Here is a 22,486-nt window from a genome sequence, read left to right as displayed (position 1 = left end):
GATCTATTGAATATGCAGCAACTGATTCTGGGCGGCGCGCGCTCCGGTAAAAGCCGTCTGGCCGAGCGTCTGGCCGAAGAGAGCCGTCTACGGGTGACCTACATAGCCACCAGCCAGCCGCTGGATGGCGAGTTGAGCGAGCGGATCGCCCTGCACCGCCAGCGTCGACCGGCGCATTGGCGGCTGGTCGAGGAACCGCTGCAACTGGCGCGGGTCTTGCGCGACAACGCGGCCACCGATACCTGCCTGCTGGTGGATTGCCTGACCTTGTGGTTGACCAATTTGCTGATGTTGGAGGATGCGACCCGCCTGCAAGCCGAGCGTAGCGCCCTATTGGACTGCCTGGCCGAGCTGCCGGGCGAAATCATTTTGGTCAGCAACGAGAGCGGGCTCGGTGTCGTGCCGTTGGGCCAATTGACTCGCCGTTATGTCGATGAAGCGGGTTGGCTGCATCAAGCCCTCGCCGAACGCTGCCAGCGTGTCGTGTTGACCGTTGCCGGACTGCCCCTGACGTTGAAAGGAGTGGCGTTATGAGTGAATCATGGTGGCTGAACCCGTGCGCGGCGGTCGATCTGCAAGTCCGGGCGGCGGCGCTCGATCACCAGCAGCAGTTGACCAAGCCTGCCGGCTCCCTTGGCCTGCTGGAGCAGGTCGCGGTGCAGCTTGCCGGCCTGCAGGGACGGCTTAAGCCACGGGTCGATCATCTGTGGATCGCGCTATTCGCCGCTGACCATGGTGTGGTCGCCGAGGGCGTGTCGGCCTATCCCCAAGAAGTCACCGGACAGATGCTCGCCAACTTTGTCGGCGGCGGCGCGGCGATCAGCGTCCTGGCGCGGCAACTGGGGGCGCAACTGGATGTGAATGACCTTGGCACGGTGACACCGATGCTCAACCTGCCTGGCGTGCGTCATCTGCGGATCGGCGCGGGCACGGCGAACATTGTCCAGGGCCCGGCGATGACCGAGGCCCAGGGACGGCTGGCGCTGCAAGCCGGGCGTGACAGCGTGCGGCGTGCCGTGGCCGCCGAGAGTGAACTGTTTATCGGCGGCGAGATGGGCATCGGTAATACCGCCGCGGCCAGTGCCGTGGCCTGCGCCTTGCTCGGTTGCCCGGCGAAGCTGCTCGCCGGCCCTGGCACCGGCCTGGACCCGACAGGAGTCAGTCACAAGGCGCAAGTGATCGAGCGGGCCTTGGCATTGCATGCCGGGCATACCAATGACCCGTTGCAGGCCCTGTTCCGACTTGGCGGTTTCGAGATCGCGGCGCTGACCGGGGCTTACCTGGCCTGCGCCCAGGAAGGCGTGGCGGCGTTGGTGGACGGCTTTATCTGTACGGTGGCGGCGATGGTGGCGGTGCACTTGAATCCTGCTTGCCGTGACTGGCTGATTTTTGCTCATCGTGGTGCTGAGCCAGGGCATCGACATGTGCTGGAAAGCCTGCTGGCCGAACCGCTGCTGGAGCTGCGCCTGCGCTTGGGAGAAGGCAGTGGCGCGGCCCTGGCGGTGCCGTTGCTGCGGCTGGCCTGCGACCTGCACGGGCAGATGGCGACCTTTGCCGAAGCGGCCGTGGCGGATCGTCCGGCATGACGGCCCTGCATCTGGATCTGCTGCGCCATGGCGAGACCGAGCTGGGTGGCGGCTTGCGTGGCAGTCTGGATGACGCCCTCACCGACAGGGGCTGGGAACAGTTGCGCAGCGCCGTGCTGGGGCGGGGGCCTTGGGATCGTCTGGTCAGTTCGCCTTTGCAGCGTTGTGCGCGGTTTGCCGAAGAGCTGGGTGGGCGGCTCGGCTTGCCCATCGAACTGGAAAAAGATCTACAGGAGCTGCATTTCGGTGCCTGGGAAGGGCACAGCGCAGCGACGTTGATGGAGACAGACGCCGATGCGCTGGGGCGATTCTGGTCCGATCCTTATGCTTTTACCCCACCCGAGGGAGAACCCCTGTCACGGTTTTCCGAACGGGTGCTGGGGGCGGTGGAGCGCTTGCAACAGCGGTACGCCGGTCAACGCGTGTTGCTGGTCAGCCATGGCGGGGTCATGAAATTGCTGTTGGCCCGCGCTCGCGGCTTGCCCCGCGAGCAACTGCTGCAGGTCGAGGTCGCTCATGGCGCCTTGTTCACTCTGCGGGTGCAGGCCGATGGTGTGCTGAGGGAAGGACTGTGAACCTGCTGCCGTTGCGGATTGCCCTGCAATTTCTCAGCAGCTTGCCGATTCGTCTGCCGGGCATGCCATCACCCGAGGAACTGGGACGGTCGTTGCTGTGGTATCCGCTGGTGGGTCTGCTGCTGGGAATGTTGCTGTATGGCGTCGACGGGTTGCTGGGCGGGGCGCCGCTGCTCCTGCGAGGTGCGCTGTTGCTGACGGTCTGGGTGGTGTTCAGCGGCGGCCTGCACCTGGATGGCCTGGCCGACAGTGCCGACGCTTGGCTGGGCGGTTTCGGTGATCGCGAACGGACCTTGCTGATCATGAAGGACCCGCGCAGCGGACCGATCGCCGTGGTGACCCTGATTCTAGTCTTGCTGTTGAAGTTTTGCGCCTTGCTGGCCTTGATCGAAAAACAACAGGCAGTTGCCTTGATCCTGGCTCCGTTGATCGGGCGCGGCGCGCTGCTGGGCTTGTTCCTGGTGACGCCTTATGTGCGGACTGGCGGGTTGGGCCAGGCATTGGCCGATCATCTGCCACGGCGAACCGGACGTCATGTGTTGTTGGCGAGTATCCTGGCTTGCCTGATCCTGGCGGGCCTCAAGGGCGCGTTTGCCGTGCTGTTGGCGATGGGATGTTTCTTCGGGTTGCGGCAGTTGATGATGCACCGACTGGGCGGCACGACCGGCGATACGGCAGGGGCCTTGCTGGAGTTACTGGAAGCGGCGGTGCTGGTGGGGTTGGCGTTGATCTGACACTCTGGCGTTTTCTCGATAAACTGGTAACAACTGATTTGCGGGTATATACACCAATCATGTTGTCCACCGACTGTTTATGCATCAGCCTGCGTCGCGCCGCTCGTGGCGTCAGTAGGCATTATGACGGCGCTCTCGATGGCTTCGGGATCAACGTCGCACAGTATTCTCTGCTGTGTCATCTGCGGCGCCTGGACAAACCGAGCATTTCGAGCCTGGCCGAAGCCGTAGGACTGGATCGCAGCACCCTGGGGCGCAATCTGCGGGTTCTCGAAGGCGAAGGCCTGGTGCGGATGAGCGAGGGCGCCGACCAGCGCAATCGCCTGGTGCGCCTGACCGACACCGGGGCCAGGCGGCTGGAGGCGGCTTTTCCGGCCTGGCAAGCGGTACAGCGGCGTCTGGCCGAGCGCTTGGGCGATGAAAAGCGCGCTGTCTTGCAGGCGTTACTGGATGAGCTGGCGTGCGGCGAGTGATCGCCTCTATTTGCATAAAAGCGGGTATGTACCTGCTAGTGGAGCACAATAATGACATCGCTCTGGCGTAGCAGCGGCTGGATTCTTCTCGGCAGCGCACTGATTCTTGCCTTGTCGCTGGGAGTGCGACATGGTTTCGGGCTGTTCCTGCCGCCCATGAGCGCACAGTTCGGTTGGGGACGGGAGGTATTTGCCTTTGCCATCGCCTTGCAGAACCTGATCTGGGGCCTGGCACAACCCTTCACCGGCGCTCTGGCCGACCGTTTCGGCGCGGCGAAAGTGGTGCTGGTCGGCGGGCTGCTGTACGCCGTAGGCCTAGTCTTCATGGGGCTTTCCAACTCGGCCTTGGGCCTATCCCTGAGTGCCGGCCTGTTGATTGGCATCGGCCTGTCGGGCACTTCTTTCTCGGTGATTCTCGGCGTGGTCGGGCGAGCTGTCGCGCCGCAGCGACGCAGTATGGCGATGGGGATCGCCAGCGCCGCTGGCTCCTTCGGTCAGTTCGCGATGTTGCCGGGCACGCTGGGGCTGATCGGCTGGCTCGGCTGGTCGACCGCACTACTGGTGCTGGGTATGCTGGTGGCGCTGATCGTGCCGCTGGTGGCGATGCTCAAGGACCAGCCGTTGCCGGTACTGGCCGGTGAGCAGACCCTGGGCGAGGCACTGCGCGAGGCCTGTTGCCACTCCGGGTTCTGGCTCTTGGCATTCGGCTTTTTTGTCTGTGGTTTCCAGGTGGTGTTTATCGGTGTGCATTTGCCGGCTTACCTGGTGGACCAGCATCTGCCAGCCAGGGTCGGCACCACAGTGCTGGCGTTGATCGGGTTGTTCAATATCTTTGGCACCTATACCGCCGGCTGGCTGGGCGGGCGCATGTCCAAGCCGCGTCTGTTGACTGGCCTGTATCTGGGCCGGGCAGTGGTGATCGGGCTGTTCCTCTGGCTGCCGGTGACGCAGACCAGTGCCTATCTGTTCGGCATGGCCATGGGGTTTCTCTGGTTGTCGACAGTGCCACTGACCAATGGCACCGTGGCGACGCTGTTTGGGGTACGAAATCTCTCTATGCTGGGTGGAGTCGTTTTCCTGTTCCACCAGATCGGCTCCTTCCTCGGCGGTTGGTTGGGGGGTGTGGTGTATGACCGCACGGGCAGCTATGACTTGATCTGGCAGGTGGCAATTCTCCTCAGCCTGTTGGCGGCGGCCTTGAACTGGCCAGTCCGCGAGCGGCCCGTGGCACGCTTGCAGACGCAGTTGGGGGTGGCATGAATTCGTTGTGGCCGAGGCTGTTGGCCCTGGCTGGCGTGGCACTGTTGCTGGCGTTGGCCTGGTGGGGTTGGCATCAGGGGGGCTTGGCCCTGATGCAACTGGGCATGGGCGCTTGCTAGTGGCCTGTGTGGTGTTCGGTCCCGGAATGAAAGGGTGCAAAAAAGCGCTTGCGTTGAAACCTTGAGAAAACCGGCCAATAAAAAACCCCGCGAAGACGGGGTTTTTTCTGCTCAACCGATAAGTCGTTCAGGCTCGCGGTGAATCAGAATTTGTACGTGGCGCCCAGGCCGTAGCCCCATGCGCTGTTTTTGTACTTGGCGCTGTAGAGGCCACCTTTACTCGGGCTGTTGAGGTTGACGTTGACGTCTTCTTCCTTGAGGTAGGAGATGGCTGCGTCGATAGTCCAGTCAGCGGTTGGGTTGTAGCCGGCACCGAAACTGATCGCTTTGCGATCGCCCGTAGGGACGCGAACCGAGCGATCGGTATTGTTGGTGGGCGCCTGGTCCACCGAGAAGCCGCTGCGCAGCACCCATTCCTTGTTGAGCTGGTAGGAGACGCCGATAGCCGAAGCCCAGGTGTCATGCCAGTTCTGTTCTTCGGTGATCGTACCGATCGGACCGGCTGAGCCGCCGAGCAGAGGAGGGACGCCTTGGTTTTTGACGGTGATGTCTTTCAGGCGACTCCAGCGAGTCCAGGAAGTACCTGCGTAGACGGTCCATTGATCATCCAGTTTCTGGGTGATCGAGAAATCTACGACCTCTGGAGTGGTGATATCCAGAGAGGCCTTATAGCGGGAGCCATTGGCTGGGCCGAAACCGACACCGGAAATATTGGTATGGCCATCCAACTCGTATTTGACTTTGGAGTGGTAGGTCAAGCCGAGGCGCGTGCCGTCGGTAGGTTGAACCAGGATGCCGACGTTGTAGCCGATGGCGGTGTCATCACCCCTGATGTTGACCTTGCCGTCATTTCTGCCAAATGTGGGGGCAAAGGGGGTCGCTGACGTCAGTTGGCCGCTGATACGGTTGATGGTCGGACCGAAGCCGATGGACACTATATCGTTGAAGGCATAGCTGATGGTGGGTTGCAGGGTCACCACTTTCACGTCGCTCTTGTCGCCGTAGTAGCGACTGGCGGAACTGCCTTCATAATTGGTTATCAGGCCGAAAGGTGCGTAGGCGCCGAGGCCTACTGCCCAACCGTCACCCAATTGTTTGACGAAATAACCCATTGGCACGCTCGTAAACGGCACCATATCGCCGTCGCTGGTGCCGCCGGGAGGGCCACCTCTGGTGTGCTTGATATTGGTGTTGGCATCAATGGCGGCGACACCGGCAGTCACTTGATCGCTTTTAAGCAGGGACATACCCGCAGGGTTACCGAAAACAGTGCTTGCATCGTCGGCAGAAGAGGATCGCCCCGCAAAACCCGTACCCATCCCGCTGATGCTCTGTTCGTTGAGAGCAAAGCCACTCGCAAAAAGCTGGGTGGATGCCAAGGTAACGGCGAGACTGAGTGTGGTCTTGAGCATTACTTTTTTCATTATTAGAACTCCGTGGTGATCACCGAGGCGAAACTACCAACATTTTCGCTTCGGCGCTATAGGCCGTATCGCAGGAGATAGCGGGGTTTTGTAGGACAATCAGACCGGGATCGGTAGTATTTTGCCGATATTTAAGTAATACGATTAACAGGCGGCAAAATTGACCAATGAGTCACAGTTTTTCCAAGCGCGGGTGAAGTCGCGCAGACGTCCCTGTGGCTGGAATATCTGTCGCCAGATCCGCGCCATGCCGAGCAGATCGTCGGCGGCGGGAAGGCGCAATTGCTGCTCCTCGATCAGCAGCCAGGCAATGGCCGTGGCGTAACGCAGGTTCACGGTGAGTTCGAGATGGGGGCTACTTAAGAAGGCTCGTTGGCTGGCCAGGCCGCGAACCAGGCTGGCCAGTTCGGGGTCGAGAGCCAGGTAGCGGTCCCAGAGTGCCGCATGGCGGTTTTCGCCAATGCGGTACAGGCCGTGGCCGCGACGGTTGTGCAGGGCCGACCCCAGGTCCGATTGGCTGGCGGCGATACCTAGCAGCAATGCTTCTGCGGTCTGGCTGTGACGCCCCAAGTACAGCAATGTTGGGCGAATCACATAAAGGCGCAGTTCCCTCGCGGCAATACCCATAACACCCTCAAGCCGTTATTGGCCGGCGAGACCTGGCGCTTGGCAGCGGTGGATCGATCAGGTCTGCCGGAAGCGGCCTAGGCCGCCTGAGTTGAAGTGTAGTGTCATATCTTTGCTGTAAAGGACTGTTTTTAAATTATTTAAAGCGTGTGGCGCAAGCTTATATATTTATTCGTGATTAGGATTTCGAACACAATTGCGAAATTTTAGGTAATAAAAAACCCTGCGATATCGACAGGGTTTTTGTATTGCAACGAGTTTCGAATTTCAGGCAACCAGTGCCTGGCGGGTGCGTTCGATCACTGCCTGCAGCGGCTCGGCGCTAGAGTACTGCTCTGGATACAGGCGTTCGCTGTGACGGGCGATGCCGTGTTCGTTGACCAGGGTAAAACTAAAGCAACCTTTGCGAGCGGCCATGATCAGGCAGTTCATGGGGGCAAAGGCAGTGGTTAGGGTGCGAATGGCATCCTGAGCATGGATTTGAGTCGACATAATTATTGGGTGTTCCTACAAATGACACGGCATTGGAACCGTGCAACGTTAAAACGTTCCAGTAACGCCGAGCCACCATTGGTCGGACGAAGAACCTGACTGGAACAAAGCAGCCAGTTTGAAGCGCTTGAAGTAAGTGGCGCTTGGGCTGGCAGGTAGGTACTTAGGAGGGCAGGCAGTCACAGCAAGGGCAAAGGTTCTGAGCCCAGGATGAAGATCCTGATCAATTTACAGGGTGGTTTAGCTCAGAATAATAATGCCTGGCAACACCCTTCGTTTTCGATTCAAGGCCGTGTTGTGGCAAGTTCTACCTGGAAACCATCGAGGTGGTCGATCCCTTTTTTCAGTCGTTGACTCCTTTGAAGAGCATTGACTGTGAGACATGTTCGACCAGAATTGACTTTCAGCTTGGTACTAACGGGGCGGATGCTAGCGCATTGAGTCGAAAAATGAAAGGGCTTGATGAAAAAAAGCTTGACGAAAGTCTGCAGAGTGCCCGGCTGATTGGGCACGGTGTTCGTTGGAGCCGCTTACCCCGATTTTTATCGCGGGAGCGGCGACCGATTCTACCCGCTTGTGCAAAAAAGGTGCGTCGATATAACCGTCAAAGTACGACTTGTGCACATTATCCGTCCGGCTTGTCACTTCGTCACCATCTGCTGGTTCAGGCCTTCGGTTGCCTGTATCGGAAATACAAGTCAATGAAAAATATCGTATTTTTTTATTGGTGAAAAAATCGTCAGTTTGACTGAGAGCCCCATTCCATGGGGGTTTGCGGGAGTTAAAGGGGGGTTGTCCACTGAGTTATCCACAGCTTCTGTGGATTGTCCCAAGCGCTTGCTCTAGCACGGGGATATGACGTTTTTTCGAGTTTACCTGACGGGAAAAAAGAGTAGAGTGGCGCGCCCTCCGATCTACCCTACCGTCAGATATGAAATTTCGCTCAAGCCCATCATCCCTGTCTTCGTCCAATACTATTTCACCCGAACCGCAGCTTTTTTCCCTGCGTGTCGCGCTCTGGTTGCTGGACAGCCCGAGCTTGGGTCGCCACCCCAGGGTCAAGCATTTCGCCGGATGTTTGCTGAAACAGCCTGCGCGCAAGGGTGTGATGCTGGCTCAGCGCCGATTGGGGCAACTGATGTACCGTGATTGCAGCAGCGCCCGGGACCGGCGTATCGGTCGTGAATTGCTGCGTCAGGCCGCGTGTGCCGGTGACCCGATAGCACAGGCCGAATTGGGTCGGGGCGAAGACTGAGCTGTCCCTGGCGGAGTGCGTTCGTTACCCTTGATCCTTTGAGTCCGGCCTTGGCGTCGGCGACTAACCGGAGTCCTTATGGCGTTGGATCTGACCAGTCTGTTGCTGGGTGTGTTGGGGGGCGCGTTGCCGTTGCTGGTCTGTGCCTGGCAATTGCAGCGTCGTGGCAATGCGGCGCAAGCGGAACTTGCCTTGCTCAACGAGCGACTGGGCACCGCACAACTGGCCCAGGACGGTCTCAATGCCCAGCTGGATGCCTGTCGTGACGAGATCAGTGATCTGGACCAGGCCAATGCCGCCAAACAGGCGGAGTTGGCGGCGGCGCGGCGCGAAGTCGAGTTGTTGCAGATCGAGCGCGATAATGCCCGCGATGCGGCCCATGCGTGGACTCTCGAACGCAGCCACAAAGAAGCCGAATTGCGCCGCCTGGATGCCCAGGCCGCGTCGCTGAGCGCCGAGTTGCGTGAACAGCAGGACAGTCATCAACAACGCCTGGACGACCTGCAAGGCTCGCGGGACGAGCTGCGTGCGCAGTTTGCCGAGCTGGCCGGAAAAATTTTCGACGAGCGCGAGGCACGGTTCGCTCAAAACAGCCAGGAGCGCCTTGGACAATTGCTCGACCCGCTGAGGGAGCGCATTCAGTCTTTCGAAAAGCGTGTCGAGGACAGTTATCAGGCCGAGGCCCGCGAGCGTTTCTCCCTGGGTAAGGAGTTGGAGCGCCTGCAGCAACTGAACTTGCGCCTGAGCGACGAAGCGACCAACCTGACCCGCGCGCTCAAGGGCCAGAAAACCCAAGGTAATTGGGGCGAGCTGATTCTCGAGCGAGTCCTTGAACAGGCGGGATTGGAGAAGGGGCGCGAGTATCAGACCCAGGTCAGCCTGAAGGGCACCGATGGCGAGCGCTTTCAGCCGGATGTGCTGATCCTGTTGCCGGGCGACAAGCAGGTCGTGGTGGACTCCAAGGTTAGCCTGACCGCCTATCAGCAATACGTGGGCGCGGACGACGAGATGATAGGCCAGGCCGCGCTCAAGCAGCATGTGCTGTCGCTGCGTAATCATGTCAAAGGTCTGGCCGGCAAGGATTACAAACGTCTGGAAGGCTTGCACAGCCTTGATTTCGTGTTGCTATTCGTGCCGATCGAGGCGGCCTTCGCGGCGGCCTTGCAGGCAGAACCGAATCTGTTCCAGGAGGCCTTCGATCGTAATATCGTGATTGTCAGTCCGACTACCCTGCTCGCGACCCTGCGAGTTATCGACAGTTTGTGGAAGCAGGAGCGCCAGAGCCAGAATGCCCGGGAAATCGCCGAGCGGGCCGGCTGGCTGTACGACAAGTTCGTGTTGTTTATCCAGGACCTGGATGAAATCGGCGGTCGCCTTCAGCAACTGGACAAGGCTTACGCCGCCGCACGCAACAAGCTGACGGAGGGGCGCGGCAACCTGATCAGCCGCAGCGAGCAGTTGAGACTGCTTGGCGCTCGCGCCAGCAAGAGCTTGCCGGCGGACCTGCTGGAGCGAGCGATGACCGATGGTGATAGCGTGGCCGAGTTGCCGGAGTAGCCCCGCAGGTTTGCAGACAGGATCAGGTGCTCGCTTTTACGACGGCTGCGCCGCCGAGCACGGACAAGCCTCACCACCCGGGGGCGGCCTAAAGCGGCAGGTGCCGACTCAGCAAGGCTCGTAGCGCCGCTGGCTTCACTGGCTTGGCCAGGTAGTCGAGTCCGGCACCGTGTATCTGGGCCACCGTCTCCGGGCGACCGTCGGCGCTGATCACCACGCCAGGCACCGGTTGAGTCAGCCGCGTGCGCAGCCAAGCCATCAATCCGGTACCGGTTTCGCCATCATCCAGATGGTAATCCACCAGCGCCAATTGCGGACACATGCCTTGTTCCAGCAGGGCGGTACACTCCTGGCGATTGCGTGCGGTCCAGACCTGGCAACCCCAGCGGCTGAGCAGGCTGTGCATGCCAGTCAGGATGCTGTCCTCGTTGTCGACGCACAGTACCTGTGCGCCGCTCAAGGCGTGCCGGCTGTGGAGGGCTGCTGTCTTGGCGTCCACCGCTAGCGCGCCGTGCGCCAGCGGCACGCTGACGCTGAAGGCACTGCCACGTCCTGGCCAGGAGCGCACTTGAAGCCGATGCCCGAGCACCCGACACAGACCGTCGGCAATCGCCAGTCCGAGCCCCAAGCCCTTTTTGGTGCGGGTCTGATGGCTGTCCAGGCGTTTGAACTCTTCAAAAATCACCTGGCGTTTGTCTTCGGGAATGCCCGGACCGCGATCCCAGACCTCCAGCAGCAATTGCCCACCGCGCCGCCGCACACCCAGCAGTACTGGCCCTTTGGCGTAGCGAAAGGCGTTGGTCAGGAAGTTCTGCAGGATCCGCCGTAGCAGCTTGATATCGCTGTCGATCAGCAGGCGAGTGCTACGGACCCGGAATTTCAGGCCCTGTTCCTGGGCCAGGGCCTTGAACTCCACGCCCAGGGTGTCGAACAGTTCGTGGAGGGCAAAAGGTGTCGAGTTCGGGGTGATCTTGCCGTTTTCCAGGCGCGAGATATCCAGCAGGTCGCTGATCAGGTCTTCGGCCGAGCGTAGCGAACTGTCCAGATGCTGCACCAGTTGCCGGGCTTCGGCAGGCAGGCTGCTGTCCTGATGGGAGAGCGCTGCGCAAAATAATCGTGCGGCGTTCAGGGGCTGCATCAGGTCGTGGCTGACCGCCGCGAGAAAGCGAGTCTTGGATTGGTTGGCCGATTCGGCGATGCCCTTGGCCTCGGTCAGCTCTCCATTGAGTTGCGACAGTTCATGGGTGCGGTCGGCGACTCGTTGCTCCAGGCCCTCGTTGGCTTCGGTCAGGGCCTGCTCGGCCTCGCGGAACGCGGTGATGTCGGTGAAGCTCATGACAAATCCCCCGCCGGGCATCGGGTTACCGATCAATTCGATCACCCGACCGTTGGGGAACAGCCGTTCGGAGGTATGCGCCCGACCCTGGCGCATCCAGTGCAGGCGCCGGGCGACGTGAACCTCGGCTTCACCGGGGCCGCAGAGACCGCGTTCGGCGTTGTAGCGAATGATGTCGGCAATCGGTCGACCGACGCTGATCAGTCCATCGGGGTAGTTGAACAGCTCCAGGTAACGACGGTTCCAGGCCACCAGTTTCAGTGACTGATCGACCACGCTGATGCCCTGGGTAATGTTCTCGATGGCACCCTGCAACAGGGCTCGATTGAACTGCAACACCTCGGACGCTTCGTCGGCGATACGGACTACGTCCTCCAGTTGCATTTCCCGGCCTTCGATGGCGGCTTTCACCACTGCGCGGGTCGAGGACGCGCCGAGGACACCGGCCAGCAGGCGTTCGGTATGGGCGATCCAGTTGCTGTCGGCGTTCTGGTTCGGGTTGAAGCCCTTGCCCTGGCGATAGGCGAAACGGATAAAGCTCTGGCGTGCACGTTCTTCGCCGACAAATCGCGCGGCTAGGGTCAGCAGGTCTTCGATCTGTACGGCTAGCATCGAGCGGGCGCTGGGACGGACGTTGATTTCCTGACCGATGAAGCGCCCGGCCTGCCAGTGTTCCGAAACGCGGGTCCGCGACAGCACCGAGATCCAGGCGAACAGGATGAAGTTGCCGGCCAACGACAGCACCACGCCCTGGGTGAGGGGCGTGATGGGCAGGTTCAATGGGTTGCCGCGTAGCCAGGCCAGGCCAGGAAAGCTGCTCAGTGACCAACCCAGGCTGTGGGCGGCGATCGGTAGGACCAGGGTGTAGAACCAAAGGAAGGTTCCTGCGGCGATCCCAGCGAATACGCCGCGGCGGTTGGCCTGTTTCCAGTACAACGCCCCGAGCATCGCCGGGGCCAACTGGGTCACGGCAGCAAAGGCAATCTGGCCGATGGTCGCCAGGCTGGCGGTGGAGCCGAGCAGGCGATAGCTGACATAGGCCAGCAGCAGGATCACTACGATGCTGATGCGGCGTACCGACAGCATCCAGTGACGGAACACTTCGAACGGCCGCTCGGAATTGTTTCGGCGTAGCAGCCAGGGTAGCAGCATGTCGTTGGAAACCATGGTCGACAAGGCCACGCTGGCGACGATCACCATCCCGGTCGCCGCTGAGGCACCGCCGATAAAGGCCAGCATCGCCAGTGCCGGGTGCGCATGGGCCAGTGGCAGGCTGATCACATAAGAGTCGCGCAGCAGCTCGGCCGGCAGTAGCATCCGTCCGGCGAGGGCAATCGGTACCACGAACAACACGGCAAGGATCAGGTAGGCGGGGAAGACCCACTTGGCCAGCTGCAAATCCTGGGGCTCGATGTTTTCCACCACGGTGACGTGGAACTGGCGTGGCAGGCAGATGATCGCCATCATCGCGACGCCGGTCTGCACCAGCATGGAAGGCCAGTTGACCGTTTCCTGCCAGTACTCGGCCAGCAGCGCCGAAGTCCTGGCCTGGTCGAACAAGTCGTCGAAACCGTCATAGAGGCCGTAGGTGACGAAGGCGCCGACCGCGAGAAAGGCCAACAGCTTGACCAGGGACTCGAAGGCAATCGCCAGCACCATGCCGCGGTGGTGCTCGGTGGCATCAAGGTTGCGGGTACCGAAGACAATGGTGAACAGCGCCAGCACCAGGGAGACGATCAGCGCCGTGTCCTGGGCCCGCACGCCCATGGCGTCCGCTCCAGCGCCGATCAGCAGGTTGACCCCGAGCACGATACCTTTGAGCTGCAAGGCGATGTAGGGCAGTACGCCGACCAGGCAGATCAACGCCACCACCACTGCCAGGGATTGTGACTTGCCGTAGCGGGCGGCGATAAAGTCAGCGATCGAGGTGATGTTTTCCTGTTTGCTGATCAGCACCATCTTCTGCAGGACCCAGGGTGCGAACACCAGCAACAGCACCGGACCCAGGTAGATCGGCAGGAACGACCAGAGCTGGTCGGCGGCCTGACCGACCGCGCCGAAGAACGTCCAACTGGTGCAATAAACCGCCAACGACAGGCTGTAGACCCAGGCGCGCACCCGTGGCGGCAGGGGGGTACTGCGGCGGTCGCCGTAGAAAGCGATAGCGAACATGATGGCCATATAGGCCAGGGCGACGACGGCAATCAGTCCGCTGGACAGCGACATGGAAACTCCAGACAAAAGATATCCCGAAGGCAGTCCGACCCCGGCGCTACAGTCTCGCACGACGGTCGAGTGGCGTGTAGGCGTGGCATTGATTCCTGGAGCTTTTAGGTCTCCCAAGGGGCTCGCGGGCAATGGAACGTTGAAGCAATCGGGCAGGCAATGTGCCTGTCGGCGAGCGCTAATTGAAAGCTGGGCGGCGAGGGGGCGGTCAGTCTGGTACAGATCCCATAGCTGATTTTTCTAGGTCGATCATGCCCGTCTACACATCCCCGGCATCCCCTCTGAACGCTGATTACCTCGTAAGCCAACTCCGTGGCGCGGACCTGACTCTGACCTTCGCCCTGGTCCTGGAGATCGCCGCACAACCCTTGTCGCGCCAGGCCGACCTGCTGTTGAGCCCCGATGTCCTGTTCGGTATTCATCGGCAACTGCGGCATGTCCTACCCTCGGACTCGATGCGCCCCCAGGGCGCGGCGCCCTTGGCCTTTGCGTTCTACTCCCTCAAGGAAGCGCTGTTGCGCGAGCGCGATGCCCGGCGACGGGTTATGCATGCCCATGAGGTCATCGACAGGTTGCTGGTGAGCAAAGGCTGGCGTTGTATTGGTCGGCGAATCGCCGTCCTGCACGGCCTGGACGCCATGGACATGGTGGTCCAAGGTTTTATCGCACTGGTGGAGGTCTGTGCGTCGATCCTCAGGGATCGGGCTTTTTTCATGAGCCGCCTGGGCATTGGCGCTGGCTGGTTCGGCGGGGAGACCGGCGTCGCCGCCAAGCTGGGGCGGGCCGGCTTCTACGGTTCCGGCGGGCATATCAGCAGGGCGCGTTTTGCGATCTTGCGCAATGACCTGCTTCGTGGCGACGAAATCAAGCGACCGGCACCGGGTATGGAGCCGGCGCTGGATGCCGGTTGGCTGCGCAAGGAGTTTCAGTTGGATGCTCGTCGTGAGGCGCCCGAACCCGAGGTTCGCCCCGTGTTCAATGACCTACGTCTATCTACCGAGTGATTCGCTGGCAAGGGGCCGCTCAGCGCCCGATAAATTGGGCCCGGTAAGCCGATGGGGAAATCTGCAGCGAAGCGTTGAAATGTTGCCGCAATGACAGCGCTGTGCCGAATCCGGCCTCCAGGGCGATGGCCTCTATGCTGTGCGGGCTGCTTTCCAGCAGGCGCTGGGCATGGCTCAGGCGTTGTCCCAACAGCCAGTGGCCGACGGTGGTGCCGGTCAGTTGCCGGAAGTGTCGGGTAAATGATCGGCGACTCATCGCCGCCCGGTCGGCCAATTCATCAAGGCAATGGCTGCGGGTGAAGTTCTGCCCGAGCCATTGTAACAGTTGCCCCATGCGGTCGTGCTCGCCCGCCACGGGGATCGGCCGCTCGATGAACTGTGCCTGGCCACCCGAACGGTGGGGCGCGACTACCAGTTGCCGGGCGACCTTGTGCGTGACCTCGGCGCCGCACAGTTGTTGCATCAAGTACAGGCAGCAATCCAGGCTGGCGGCGGTACCGGCGGAGGTCAGCAAGTGGTCGGATTCTGCGTACAGCACAGCGGCATCCAGCAGCACTAGCGGGTATCGACGAGAGAAGGCCGCTGCCCAGTTCCAGTGAGTGGTGGCCTTGCGTCCGTCCAGCAATCCGGCCTCGGCCAGCACAAAGGCGCCCAGGCACAGACCGACGATCCGCGTACCTTTGTCGTGCGCCCGGCGCAAGGCTTCAAGCAATGGCTCGGGCGGTCGCTCTTCAGGATCTCGCCAGGACGGCATGATGATCACGTCGGCCTGGGCGAGGATCTCCAGTCCATGGTGGAGCTGAATATCGAAACCGGCGCAGGTGCCGAACGGGCCGGATTCGAATCCACAGACCTTCAGAGAAAAGCGCGGGGTATCGATACCTTCGCGTTGCTCTGCGAACACCAGCGCCGGCACGGACAGATGAAATGGACTGATGCCGTTGAAAGCGATCACGGCGATATGGATCGTGTTCATCAAGGTGCGCTCTGCCGCTGGATTTGGCCCGATCTTATCGAATATTGTCTTACGGGCCACTTATGGATAGATGAGGGGTGGGCAATGATGGGCGCCAACCTGTTTACCAAGGAGTTGAACCATGTCCCACGCTCCCCGTCGTGCGCTGATCGTGATCGATGTGCAGAACGAATATGTCAGCGGCAACCTGCTGATCGAATACCCGCCAATCGATGCATCACTGGCCAATATCGGCAAGGCCATCGATACGGCGAATGCCGTGGGTATTCCGGTGGTGGTCGTACAAAACGACAGTCCCATCGACTCGCCGCTGTTTGCCATCGGCTCGTCGGGATGGGCGCTGCATCCGGTCGTGGGCTCGCGTGCCCACGATCATCTGATCCACAAGACACTGCCCTCTGCCTTTGCCGATACCGACCTTGGCCAATGGTTGGCGGCGCGCAATATCGACACTCTGAGCGTGGTGGGCTACATGACCCACAATTGCGATGCCTCGACGATCTTCGAAGCCACCCACCGTGGCCTGGCGGTCGAGTTCCTCAGTGATGCCAGCGGCTCGCTGCCCTATGCCAACGCAGCGGGGCAAGCCAGCGCGGAGGAGATCCATCGGGTTTTCAGCGTGGTGTTCCACACGCGTTTTGCCGCCGTGGTCAGCACGGCGCAATGGCAGTGCGCCGTGAATGACGGGGTGGCGTTGTCTCGGTCTTCGATCCCGGCTTCCAATCAACAGGCGCTGCATCGCTCATGACCAGCCTGCGCCGCGGCTTTACCGGTGCCGCCTCTGGGCGGTGCTGAATATCGCCGGGAAGGTGTCGAGTCGGTATCCGTATGTGCCAGGCACCTGTAACGGCGAGCGCTTTGTTTTACCCTGTCTTACAGCAATGATGAAATAGAGCTTCAGGATTAGGTAAGGTTGTGGCCTGGAGCGGTGATCCGCATTCCAATAAGAAGCCACTTTCGGCGCCACTCAGGACCATGGAAGATGAGTCACCCCTCACAGTTCGGCCTACTGCGTACACGGCGCTTCCTGCCGTTCTTCGTGACCCAGGCGCTCGGCGCGTTCAACGACAATATCTTCAAACAGTCGTTGATCCTCGCCATCCTCTACAAGTTGAGCATCGATGGTGATCGCGGTATCTGGGTCAATCTCTGTGCTCTGCTGTTTATCCTGCCGTTCTTCCTGTTTTCGGCCCTGGCCGGGCAGTTTGGCGAGAAGTTCGCCAAGGATGCGCTGATCCGGCTGATCAAGCTTGGGGAAGTTGTCATCATGGCGGTCGGGGCCGTGGGCTTTCTGTTCGATCACTTGTCCCTGATGCTGGTGGCACTGTTCGCCATGGGCACCCATTCGGCGCTGTTCGGACCGGTGAAATATTCAATCTTGCCCCAGGCGCTACGTGAAGAAGAGTTGGTGGGCGGCAATGGCCTGGTGGAGATGGGTACCTTCCTGGCGATCCTGGCCGGGACTATCGGTGCCGGGATAATGATGTCGTCCGGCCATTACGCGCCGGTAGTCTCCGTGACCATCGTCGGCGTGGCGGTCCTTGGCTATCTTGCCAGTCATGGCATTCCCCGTGCGGCGGCGTCCAGCCCACGACTGCGGCTGAACTGGAATATCTTCAGCCAGTCCTGGGCCACCTTGCGCCTGGGGTTGGGGCAGACACCGGCGGTCTCGCGCTCGATTGTCGGCAACTCCTGGTTCTGGTTTGTCGGGGCGATCTACCTGACGCAAATTCCGGCCTACGCCAAGGCGTGGTTGTACGGCGATGAAACCGTAGTCACACTGATTCTCACGGTATTCTCGGTGGGCATTGCGGTCGGCTCGATGCTCTGCGAGCGCCTGTCCGGGCGCAAGGTGGAAATTGGCCTGGTGCCATTTGGCTCCTTCGGTCTGACCCTGTTCGGCCTGCTGTTGTGGTGGCATTCAGGCAACTTACCGCAGAACGTCCAGGCCAATGATTGGCTGAATGTGCTGGGCCACCACCCAGCGTGGTGGGTGTTGCTCGATATCCTTGGGCTGGGAGTCTTCGGCGGTTTCTATATCGTGCCGCTGTATGCCTTGATCCAGTCACGCACCGCTGAGAATGAGCGGGCTCGGGTGATTGCCGCGAACAACATTCTCAATGCATTGTTCATGGTGGTTTCGGCAATCGTCTCGATCCTCTTGTTGAGTGTGGCGAAGCTATCGATTCCGGAGTTGTTCCTCGTCGTGTCGCTGATGAACGTCGCGGTCAACGCCTACATCTTCAAAATCGTCCCCGAGTTCAGCATGCGTTTCATGATCTGGCTGCTCAGCCATTCCATGTACCGAGTCGAGCATAAGAACCTCGAGTCGATCCCCGATGAGGGGGCGGCGTTGTTGGTATGTAACCACGTGTCGTTCGTCGATGCACTGTTGATCGGTGGCGCGGTGCGCCGGCCCATTCGCTTCGTGATGTACTACAAGATCTACCAGCTACCGGTGCTCAACTTCATCTTCCGTACCGCCGGCGCCATTCCGATTGCCGCACGCGGCGAAGACCTGGAGATCTACGAGCGTGCGTTCAAGAAGATCGCCCAATACCTGAAGAACGGCGAGCTGGTGTGCATTTTTCCCGAGGGCAAGCTGACCGGCGATGGCGAGATCAACGAGTTCAAGGGCGGCGTGACCCGCGTGCTGGAAGAAACCCCGGTGCCGGTGATTCCACTGGCGCTGCAAGGCCTGTGGGGCAGTTTCTTCAGTCGGGACCCGCGTAAGGGCCTGTTCCGTCGCTTCTGGTCACGGGTGACACTGGTGGCTGGAGCGGCGGTGGCGGCTGAGGTGGCGGTGCCGGCGCAATTGCGCGAGCAGGTGTTGCAGTTGCGCGGAATGACCTATCGATAGAGAGAACCTAATCCCGCTGGAGTCGACCAGCGGGAGTGGCAAGGGTTCAGGCCGTCGAGACCTTCAGGCCGATCAGCCCGGCAATGATCAAGGCCACACTGAGCAGCCGCAATAGGGCCATGGACTCGCCAAACAGGAGGATGCCGGCGATCACCGTGCCCACTGCACCGACACCCGTCCAGATCGCGTAGGCAGTGCCCAACGGCAATTCCTTCATGGCCAGGCCCAGCAGGCCGAGGCTGATGGCCATGGCTGCAACGGTAAGGGCGGTGGGCAGTGGACGGCTGAATCCATCGGTGTATTTCAGGCCGACGGCCCAGCCGACTTCAAACAAACCAGCGAAAAATAGAATGACCCAGGACATGATGACCTTTATCGATTGATGGGGTCGTCCCCGGATTGACAACTTGATCGAGCCGCAGGGTCGTCCCCACGTTGCGCATTATAGTGCCCATTATCGATCTAAGGATCAAATCAAGTTGCCATTCAGTCAGTTTGTGCGGTCGATTCGCGCATGGGGTTTCCTTGCTCTGGACGATGTTGAGCGGCCCCGCCACAAGACCGCGTCCAGCTGCAAATGGTCTCAGATACCCTGCGGCATTTCCTCGCCACCCAAGGCCTCGAACAGTTCCGGCAGGAACTCGCCGAAGGTCAGCATCATCAGGGTGAAACTGGCATCCAATTGGCCCAGGGCTTCTTCGCCACCGTCCTGTTCAGCCTGGTCCTGGAGCAGGTCTTCAAACTTCAGGCGCTTGACCACCATCTTGTCATCGAGCACGAAGGACAACTTGTCCTGCCAGGCCAATGCCAGTTGGGTGACCATCTTACCGGTGCTCAGGTGCAGTTGGATTTCCTCGCCAGTCAGGTCCTGGCGCTTGCAACGGACGATGCCACCATCTTCCTGGGTGTCACGCAGTTCGCACTCGTCGAGAACGAAGAAGTGCTCGGCGGCTTTCAGGGTCTTGACCCAGTCGGTCATCACGGCGGTCGGCGCGGTCTTCACGGTCAGCGGGCGGACTGGCAGAGTGCCGAGTACCTCACGCAGTGTCGACAGCAGGTCCTCGGCGCGTTTCGGGCTGGCCGAGTTGACCAGGATCAGGCCCTGTTTCGGCGCGATCGCGGCAAAGGTCGCCGAGCGACGGATAAAGGCACGGGGCAGGAACGCCTGGATGATTTCATCCTTCAGTTGATCGCGTTCCTTCTTGTAGACCTTGCGCATTTGCTCGGCTTCGATCTCCTCGACCTTTTCCTTCAGTGCATCACGCACCACGCTACCGGGTAGGATGCGCTCTTCCTTGCGCGCCGCGACCAGCAGAAAGTCACCACTGACGTGAACCAGCGGAGCCTCTTCACCTTTGCCAAACGGAGCGACGAAGCCATAGGTGGTCAACTCCTGGCTTGCACAGGGGCGGGCCGGTTTGCTCGCCAGTGCGGTTTCCAGCGCCTCGGCATCAAAAGGCAGATCTTGGGTCAGGCGATAGATAAGCAGGTTTTTGAACCACATGGGGTGAATCTCTCCTTTAACAAAGGAGGGCATTATTCTCTTCATGGCCCGATAGGCCAACCCTCTGCTAAGTCTTTGGAAGGCCTGAGAAAAATATTAAAAAAAGTGCTTGCCAGAGTATAGAGCGCTCCGTAGAATGCGCGCCACACCGAAAGCGAAGGGTGATTAGCTCAGCCGGGAGAGCATCTGCCTTACAAGCAGAGGGTCGGCGGTTCGATCCCGTCATCACCCACCATTCGTTGTCAGTGTTACGCGCAGCGGTAGTTCAGTCGGTTAGAATACCGGCCTGTCACGCCGGGGGTCGCGGGTTCGAGTCCCGTCCGCTGCGCCATATTTGCTTCCACTAAGGCCCACTGAACGCCTGGAAGCCACGGAAATAGCGGCCTTGAGCCGCTTTTTTCGTTTCTGAACTCCCTCGGAATCTATCTCTTATAGCGAGTGGAGCGCTGAAACAAATGGATCGATGGTTTCTATCTGCAATCCAGCGACATTGATCCTGCCCGAATAGGGCACGTAGATGCCGAAGTCACGCCTCAACTTCAACACTTGATCGTAATCAATCGAGAGCAGAGAGAAGGTTCCATTCTGGGCCTTCACATGGGAGAGCTGGATTGCTCCGGCGTTTTCATAACTGGCAAGGCGGTTCCTTATCTCACGTATATGATTCGCCGCCTCGGTGAGCTCTGAGTGCCACTGGGCTTTCAACGAAGGGCTGGCCAGGATGGTCGCGACTATTTCCGCTCCATGGTCGGGTGGGTTGGAGTAGGTCGCCCTCGCCACGCTGCGAAGTTGGGTATCGACCGCTCGTTTGCAGGAGGCATTTGGCGACAGTGCAAACAATACTCCCGTCCTCTCCCGATACAAACCGAAGTTCTTGGAGAACGACACCGCAACCAGTGCTTCCGGGAAGGTATTCACTAGCAGACGAAGTCCCCAGGCGTCCTCTTTGAAGCTTTTGCCCATTCCGAGATAGGCACTGTCGATAAAAGGGATTACCCCATATTGCAGCATCAGATGCGCCAGTATTTTCCATTGGTCGTGATCAAGATCGGCGCCGGTCGGGTTATGGCAGCAGGCATGCATGAGAAATAAATCACCGGGCTGGCTGCGTTTCACCGCGCTCATCAGGTTGTCGAACATCACCTGGTGGCTGGCCGGGTTGTAGTAATCGTAGGTGAGCACTTCAAGGCCGGCATTTTCAAATATGGCTACATGGTTTGGCCATGTCAGGGTGCCCACCCAGATTCGCTGATGACTGCGAGCTTTGCGGCTAAGCGCGGCCCCCAGTTGAAGTCCGCCTGTACCGCCAATCGATTGGCATGCGCTGATCCGGTTGTTCAAACTACCCGGATCAGAAAAAACCAGCTCCTCTGCAGACTCCAGAAAACGTAAGTTACCTTCCGAACTGTAATAGCTCTTAGACTGTTGGGTTTCAAGAATTACCGATTCGGCCTGCTTTACCGACGGCATGATAGGCGTGGCCCCGGTTGGGTCTTTATATACCCCGACGCCAAGGTCCATTTTGCTTGGCCTGGTATCGGATTGAAATAATTCGATCAAGCCGAGAAGTGGATCGGCTGGAAGTACTTCGAGTCGCTCTAGCACAGCAACACACCTCGATAATGCGATTGTATGGGGGAAAGGCCGAATATCTGTCAGGCGCTAATGGTGTTTACCAGTGCCGGGCTGGAGTGCTATCTCTTTACGTCCGGCCATTGCATTCATGCTCATAGCCCATTAGTGTCCAAAGAGGAAAAACGAAAATTTACCGCACGTTTAATCCAATTGCCTTTGGGGCTATTGTTTTTATCTTTAAGGAATTCTGCGAGTTCGGAGCCCGCCACGCATAGCAGCAAATAACCCAGTGCGACGGTTGTGTACATTTCAATCAGTGTTCCATCCCGTTGTGCGGTTTTTGATGCCGCGCCGAGAAAGTCGGTCAGCGACAGTACATAGACCAGGGATGTATCTTGGAATAAAATAATAGTTTGAGTGACCACGATTGGTGCGGTTGCTCGCAGCACTTGAGGAATAATGATTTTACTATAAGTGCTGAATGTCGAAATGCCCAGGGCCTGGGCAGCCTCATACTGCCCGACACTGATGGAGCGCAAGCCGGAGCGTATGATCTCGGCATAGAATGCTGCTTCGAACATGGTAAATGTTATGAATGCCGTGGCCCTTGCACCAACGGGTATTGGCTGCCCGCCTATGGTAAAGTGACCAATAGCCAACGGCACCAGGAAGAAAAACCAGAATAGTACCAGTATCAGCGGTACTGACCTCATGAGCACGATATACAGTTTGGCAATTTGGCTAAGTATTGGAATATTCAGTTGCCTGACTACGGCTAGAAGTATTCCGAAGGCCATTCCCCCCACAAGAGCTACGAGAGTGAGTTCGAGAGAAAATACCAGACCTTGCCACAGCAAGGGCACAGCCTCCAGGACCGCTGTTGTATCGAAGCTGCCTAACATT

Annotated in this window: 21 protein-coding genes and 2 tRNA genes; 14 read left to right on the top strand and 9 right to left on the bottom strand. The window is 59.6% G+C overall.

The features are described 5' to 3' along the window. The first annotated feature begins 12 nt into the window (after positions 1-12). From cobU to BMX68_RS26255, 7 genes are read left to right on the top strand one after another with little or no spacing between them, the layout of a single operon-like run. Entirely contained in the window at positions 13-534 is a 522-nt protein-coding gene (gene cobU / locus BMX68_RS03980; RefSeq protein ID WP_017130950.1) for a bifunctional adenosylcobinamide kinase/adenosylcobinamide-phosphate guanylyltransferase, read from the top strand. Further along, complete coding sequence (cobT, locus tag BMX68_RS03975; protein ID WP_017130949.1) at positions 531-1,586, top strand: nicotinate-nucleotide--dimethylbenzimidazole phosphoribosyltransferase; 1,056 nt, start codon at positions 531-533, stop codon at positions 1,584-1,586. The genes cobU and cobT overlap by 4 nt, the downstream gene beginning before the upstream one ends. Further along, on the top strand, positions 1,583-2,161 hold the full coding sequence (gene cobC / locus BMX68_RS03970; RefSeq protein ID WP_017130948.1) for an alpha-ribazole phosphatase family protein: 579 nt from the start codon (positions 1,583-1,585) through the stop codon (positions 2,159-2,161). The genes cobT and cobC overlap by 4 nt, the downstream gene beginning before the upstream one ends. 2 nt (positions 2,162-2,163) lie before the next feature. Further along, positions 2,164-2,895 carry an adenosylcobinamide-GDP ribazoletransferase gene (locus BMX68_RS03965; protein WP_026013065.1) on the top strand — a complete coding sequence of 244 codons (732 nt, stop codon included), beginning with the start codon at positions 2,164-2,166 and terminating at the stop codon, positions 2,893-2,895. Between the two features lie 59 nt (positions 2,896-2,954). After that, positions 2,955-3,368 carry a MarR family winged helix-turn-helix transcriptional regulator gene (locus tag BMX68_RS03960; protein ID WP_017130946.1) on the top strand — a complete coding sequence of 138 codons (414 nt, stop codon included), beginning with the start codon at positions 2,955-2,957 and terminating at the stop codon, positions 3,366-3,368. A 51-nt stretch (positions 3,369-3,419) separates the two neighbouring features. Continuing rightward, entirely contained in the window at positions 3,420-4,628 is a 1,209-nt protein-coding gene (locus BMX68_RS03955) for an MFS transporter (protein ID WP_017130945.1), read from the top strand. Beyond that, on the top strand, positions 4,625-4,747 hold the full coding sequence (locus tag BMX68_RS26255) for a hypothetical protein (RefSeq protein ID WP_017130944.1): 123 nt from the start codon (positions 4,625-4,627) through the stop codon (positions 4,745-4,747). The genes BMX68_RS03955 and BMX68_RS26255 overlap by 4 nt, the downstream gene beginning before the upstream one ends. A gap of 143 nt (positions 4,748-4,890) precedes the next feature. Here the strand turns inward: BMX68_RS26255 and BMX68_RS03950 are convergent, their stop codons facing one another. From BMX68_RS03950 to BMX68_RS03940, 3 genes are all read right to left on the bottom strand, one after another. Continuing rightward, positions 4,891-6,171 (bottom strand): OmpP1/FadL family transporter, encoded by a 1,281-nt coding sequence (locus BMX68_RS03950; protein ID WP_026013064.1) that lies wholly within the window; start codon positions 6,169-6,171, stop codon positions 4,891-4,893. Positions 6,172-6,315: 144 nt separating this feature from the next. Then, positions 6,316-6,798, bottom strand: coding sequence for a hypothetical protein (locus BMX68_RS03945; protein ID WP_017130942.1), 483 nt, complete (start codon positions 6,796-6,798; stop codon positions 6,316-6,318). A gap of 267 nt (positions 6,799-7,065) precedes the next feature. Continuing rightward, on the bottom strand, positions 7,066-7,290 hold the full coding sequence (locus BMX68_RS03940; protein ID WP_017130941.1) for a hypothetical protein: 225 nt from the start codon (positions 7,288-7,290) through the stop codon (positions 7,066-7,068). A gap of 931 nt (positions 7,291-8,221) precedes the next feature. Here BMX68_RS03940 and BMX68_RS03935 point away from each other — a divergent pair. Further along, positions 8,222-8,545: an SEL1-like repeat protein gene (locus tag BMX68_RS03935; RefSeq protein WP_017130940.1), complete on the top strand. Its 324-nt coding sequence runs from the start codon at positions 8,222-8,224 to the stop codon at positions 8,543-8,545. Between the two features lie 192 nt (positions 8,546-8,737). Then, positions 8,738-10,102, top strand: coding sequence for a DNA recombination protein RmuC (locus BMX68_RS03930; protein WP_169316084.1), 1,365 nt, complete (start codon positions 8,738-8,740; stop codon positions 10,100-10,102). Between the two features lie 88 nt (positions 10,103-10,190). On the opposite strand, the gene BMX68_RS03925 is transcribed toward BMX68_RS03930, so the two are convergent. Then, positions 10,191-13,664: a hybrid sensor histidine kinase/response regulator gene (locus BMX68_RS03925; RefSeq protein ID WP_017130938.1), complete on the bottom strand. Its 3,474-nt coding sequence runs from the start codon at positions 13,662-13,664 to the stop codon at positions 10,191-10,193. 251 nt (positions 13,665-13,915) lie between these two features. Here BMX68_RS03925 and BMX68_RS03920 point away from each other — a divergent pair, with 251 nt between their 5' ends. Then, positions 13,916-14,668, top strand: coding sequence for a hypothetical protein (locus BMX68_RS03920; protein WP_017130937.1), 753 nt, complete (start codon positions 13,916-13,918; stop codon positions 14,666-14,668). A gap of 19 nt (positions 14,669-14,687) precedes the next feature. Here the strand turns inward: BMX68_RS03920 and BMX68_RS03915 are convergent, their stop codons facing one another. Beyond that, positions 14,688-15,644 (bottom strand): GlxA family transcriptional regulator, encoded by a 957-nt coding sequence (locus BMX68_RS03915; RefSeq protein ID WP_017130936.1) that lies wholly within the window; start codon positions 15,642-15,644, stop codon positions 14,688-14,690. Between the two features lie 121 nt (positions 15,645-15,765). On the opposite strand from BMX68_RS03915, the gene BMX68_RS03910 reads away from it, so the two are divergent. Together BMX68_RS03910 and BMX68_RS03905 are read left to right on the top strand one after the other, a co-directional pair. Beyond that, a complete protein-coding gene (locus BMX68_RS03910; RefSeq protein ID WP_017130935.1) occupies positions 15,766-16,392 on the top strand; it encodes a cysteine hydrolase family protein in 627 nt (208 codons plus the stop codon). A 234-nt stretch (positions 16,393-16,626) separates the two neighbouring features. Continuing rightward, the gene (locus tag BMX68_RS03905) at positions 16,627-18,504 is read left to right on the top strand and encodes an MFS transporter (RefSeq protein ID WP_017130934.1); all 1,878 of its coding nucleotides are present in this window, start codon (positions 16,627-16,629) and stop codon (positions 18,502-18,504) included. A 46-nt stretch (positions 18,505-18,550) separates the two neighbouring features. On the opposite strand, the gene sugE is transcribed toward BMX68_RS03905, so the two are convergent. Both sugE and rdgC read right to left on the bottom strand, forming a co-directional pair. Beyond that, positions 18,551-18,868, bottom strand: coding sequence for a quaternary ammonium compound efflux SMR transporter SugE (gene sugE, locus BMX68_RS03900; protein ID WP_017130933.1), 318 nt, complete (start codon positions 18,866-18,868; stop codon positions 18,551-18,553). A gap of 219 nt (positions 18,869-19,087) precedes the next feature. Continuing rightward, positions 19,088-20,008, bottom strand: coding sequence for a recombination-associated protein RdgC (rdgC, locus tag BMX68_RS03895; protein WP_017130932.1), 921 nt, complete (start codon positions 20,006-20,008; stop codon positions 19,088-19,090). A gap of 159 nt (positions 20,009-20,167) precedes the next feature. Here rdgC and BMX68_RS03890 point away from each other — a divergent pair. Further along, a tRNA-Val gene (locus BMX68_RS03890) sits at positions 20,168-20,243 on the top strand. A gap of 19 nt (positions 20,244-20,262) precedes the next feature. Further along, positions 20,263-20,339 (top strand) — tRNA-Asp (locus tag BMX68_RS03885). 98 nt (positions 20,340-20,437) lie between these two features. Here the strand turns inward: BMX68_RS03885 and BMX68_RS03880 are convergent. Continuing rightward, entirely contained in the window at positions 20,438-21,613 is a 1,176-nt protein-coding gene (locus tag BMX68_RS03880; protein WP_026013063.1) for an aromatic amino acid transaminase, read from the bottom strand. A 122-nt stretch (positions 21,614-21,735) separates the two neighbouring features. Beyond that, the gene (locus BMX68_RS03875; protein ID WP_017130930.1) at positions 21,736-22,485 is read right to left on the bottom strand and encodes an amino acid ABC transporter permease; all 750 of its coding nucleotides are present in this window, start codon (positions 22,483-22,485) and stop codon (positions 21,736-21,738) included. Between the last annotated feature and the right edge of the window lies 1 nt (position 22,486).

It is taken from the genome of Pseudomonas agarici, assembly GCF_900109755.1.
GTDB classification, from domain to species: domain Bacteria; phylum Pseudomonadota; class Gammaproteobacteria; order Pseudomonadales; family Pseudomonadaceae; genus Aquipseudomonas; species Aquipseudomonas agarici.
The sequence above is the reverse complement of the archived record's forward strand: the minus strand, read 5'-3'. Positions and strand labels throughout refer to the sequence as shown.